5 protein-coding genes are annotated in these 3,585 nt (G+C 34.7%); all 5 read right to left on the reverse strand.

Annotated elements, in window-relative coordinates; translation table 11 throughout:
* Positions 1-80: 80 nt before the first annotated feature.
* Complete coding sequence (locus CFY87_RS11370; protein ID WP_236757434.1) at positions 81-1,700, reverse strand: hypothetical protein; 1,620 nt, start codon at positions 1,698-1,700, stop codon at positions 81-83.
* A 50-nt stretch (positions 1,701-1,750) separates the two neighbouring features.
* A complete protein-coding gene (locus CFY87_RS11375) occupies positions 1,751-1,984 on the reverse strand; it encodes a hypothetical protein (RefSeq protein ID WP_094948002.1) in 234 nt (77 codons plus the stop codon).
* Positions 1,985-2,002: 18 nt separating this feature from the next.
* Positions 2,003-2,260: a hypothetical protein gene (locus CFY87_RS11380; RefSeq protein ID WP_094948005.1), complete on the reverse strand. Its 258-nt coding sequence runs from the start codon at positions 2,258-2,260 to the stop codon at positions 2,003-2,005.
* 85 nt (positions 2,261-2,345) lie between these two features.
* A complete protein-coding gene (locus CFY87_RS11385) occupies positions 2,346-2,672 on the reverse strand; it encodes a DNA-binding protein (protein WP_094948008.1) in 327 nt (108 codons plus the stop codon).
* Between the two features lie 33 nt (positions 2,673-2,705).
* The coding region (locus CFY87_RS11390) for a phage/plasmid replication domain-containing protein (RefSeq protein WP_236757435.1) at positions 2,706-3,585 on the reverse strand (880 nt) is incomplete at its 5' end.

The following is a 3,585-nucleotide window of genomic DNA, read 5'->3' on the forward strand; positions in this document are numbered from 1 at the left end:
AACTTACCAACAACACCTTTAAATACAAAGCCTAATAACCCACTTAATAAACGTAAAATAAAGCTTCCCATATTATTCCCCTATGCACTTAATAACCGCCTAACCGCAATAATTGACCAAATCAATACAAATACTGATGAAAACAAATTACGATTTTTCTCCAGTAAGGTACAATGCCCATCTATCGTATAAGTTCTATTTAATGCTTCAAATGACCATGTTGGGCAACTCGCACCTTTTTCTTGAATGTGTAATCTTTGGAACTCAGGGAAAAATTGTTTTAATGGTTCTAAAATTTGCCGTGCTGTAGGTGATTCTAATTCTGGATACTCTAGTTCTGACATGTCCACATTACCATTAAACTCACCGTCATTAGGGCGTGGATTAGGTGTAGGGTTAGGAGATGACGATACATTATAATCAAATTCTAATTTATCTCCTGTTCCAGCTTTAGAGAATAAATCAGCATAAGTTGGATTAATGCCTAAATCTGTTAAAACCGCATTTACCTCGCTTGCTGTAATCGGATTTGTTGAAGTAAATGGGATGCCTTCATAATCAGCTTGAGAAGCGGCTGACATCATCAAAGCATTAAATAATTGAGCAAGTTGTGTCGCTGTCAATGGCTGAGTATATAATCCCAAATCCAAATCAGCAATTGAGCCTAATTGTTGTTCTTGTGGTGTTGTTTGAATATTATCTCCAACCCAATTTGGATTGATTTCAAAATTGATATAGCTCACGTTTGTTGTACGTGTAGAAATCTGATAATCACTTTCTTTAGGTGGGTTAAAAGAATAAACCGTATCCTCTCCGGTATATCCAGAAAGCATAGGATTAAAGTCATATCTTAATTGCTTCTCAGTAAAAGTTTGTCGTACTGTGGGATAAATTCTATCGCCGATTTGTTGATGTCTTAAATAACGATTTTCTACAGTAGTTTTAGAATACAAATATTGATGTTCTTTTCCATTAATATTAACACTAAGATAACTTTCTTCCCCTTTTCCTCCCCATTCTTCTTGAGACATATATTCAGATAATTTTTCAAGTGAATTTGATTGAGCATACTCCCCTGTTCTTAACTCATCAAAATATTTATAGCGATTATCTAGCGTATCTGATTTATAGACCTCACTTAATTCATCTGAAATTTGTTTTTTCTCTTTAGAATATTGATAAATTACAGGATCATTTTTACTTGGGTTAGCATTAACAATTTTTGTTTCCCCATTAACTTGAATTGCGTAACGTCCATCAGCTAACTTAACTGCACTAGGCTCAAAAGCCACAGAAACTTTATCATTTCCCTTAACATTTAAATCAGATAAGGAAATAACTCCACTACCTAATGCTAGTGCTACCCAAGATATATCTTTTGCGTGTCTTAAGGTTGATGTTGCACTTAAAGCAAAACGAGCATCATTTGCTGCAACTGTTCCTAATGCACGATACGTTTGCATTGTACGTAACGCTACTATTGAGGCATCATTAGCTGCAACACTCGTTATTGCTCTTCTAGCAACCACATTTCCTAGAACCCTTGTTAAAACAATTCTTCCACCGATTGCGATAGGTGATGAGTACACAACTTGTACATATAAAAATTGAAAAGCAAAAAAACAAAGTATTAACCGTCTATACCACGAACGACTACATAAGCACATATCAATCCCCAAATAAAAAATATCATTTGCCAAGTCATAACATCCCTCCTAAGAAAAAGGGAGACTGATGCCCCCTCTATTGATTAAGCAGAACGAACTGCTTTCACAATCCACTGCCCGCCTTTCCAAGCAACTAATGCTCCAACAACTAAGGCAATCACACCTAATACCGCTGTAATTGCTCCGCTGAAGTCAATTTTGGATGTTAAAACTGTATAATCAACTGCTTGTGTTTCAGCCAATGCCATTGTAGAAGCTAATAAACCAGCTGTTACAACAGCGACTTTTCCACTTGTCTTTTTCAAAAATTTCAACATAATGTTTTCCTTCTTTAACTATGCTCTTTTGATTGTTTCTATGATCATCCAACCGAATTTAGCAACAAGCCAAAAAAGCAAAGTGATTGAAAATGAAACAGCAAAGAATTCAGGATAATATTCAATTCCTGCTGTTTCGCCCTTTGAATGCTCTACAATTTGAAGTTTGACCGCTTCGGATTGTGGAACTTTCAAAACTACGTCATTACAACCATCACCACCGAAATTCATATATGGATGGCAAAATTTAGTTGTAATCTCTATTTCATTATTCATAAATAAAATACCAGTAAATAAAATAGAGTAAGAGCAAAGCTATAAGCGATAAAACTCGCTCCAATCATTTGAATAAATTCACGCATTATTTCAACTCTTCAATGATTGAATTCTCATCAAAGTTATAAGTAATGCCCTTACGGCCATTTTCCATAGCCCATTCTCTTGGATAAACAAGCACCATAACCATTTTGTCTTTTAACCGCTCAATAGTGCTTTTTAAAGCAGTATTTATTGAACGATCATCAATTTTAATTTCCTGAATTGATGTGTTATAACCACCGTAACCATCAGGTTCTTGTAGTTGAATACCCATATTATGGCGTTCTTTAACCTCACCTGTTTCACGGTTAATGAATGATGCCGATTTATAACCCTTTAAAACGCCGACGATATAAAAGCCTGTTCTCATAATTGTTCTCCTAGTTAGATTGATAAAAGTTGATTAAGCAACTAAACGTAAATTGACAGGTATGTTGCTTGGAAATTGATAGAAATCAGGTGCTTTAAATGGACGTACAAAAATCTGATCGCAAGATATAACTCGCACAGCTTGAAATTTTTCAATATCACACGGATTTGCAATATCAATCCCAATTTTTCTTAATCTTGCTCTATGAGTTTCATATTGGCGATTTCGTAAACCTAGCTCTTTTCCACTTGCCCATAACATCGCATAGTAAGCTGATGTTGTAGCCTTTCTTAAAGTATCAACAACACCTTGAGAAACTAACTGTTCAGCTATCGTCTCTAAATCATATTTGCTTACACTTAACTTTTTATACATATTCATAAAATCCACCTGTAAGTTTTCTAAAACCGTAAAATCACTCAAGCCCCAATAACATAAATTTTCACGCTGCAAATATCTTGATTTAAGTTTCTGCTCAAAACGTACTACACCATTCTTTTCGCAATAATCATAAACAGCTTTGTAATACTTAAATTCACAAGAGTTTTCGCCAAATTTATTTTTTATCTTTTCGTAAGAATGAAGCCGTAACTCTTCGTGTTTGATATAACAACTTGGATAAATAAGATTTGCTAAACCTTTTGCACTCAACCAATCCACAGTACAACCATTAGTATGTAAACGCCCTATAGAATTACGATAACGCATTTGAGAAAGAGCCTTTAGAAATATACGTTCATTTCCCTGGCCGACAGCCTTATTTGTTGTAATATCAAGCCGTTTAATAATCGCACCATTAGAAAATTTAGAGACTTTTGAGCCATCTTCACCTTGTCGATAGAAAATTTCAGTACAGCGTGTAAATTGAGGTAAACGAAGAGAATATAAAATTGAATTAAAACAAGCTACACAG

Origin of the sequence: Actinobacillus seminis, from assembly GCF_002263215.1 — a bacterium.
GTDB classification, from domain to species: Bacteria; Pseudomonadota; Gammaproteobacteria; order Enterobacterales; family Pasteurellaceae; genus Actinobacillus_B; species Actinobacillus_B seminis.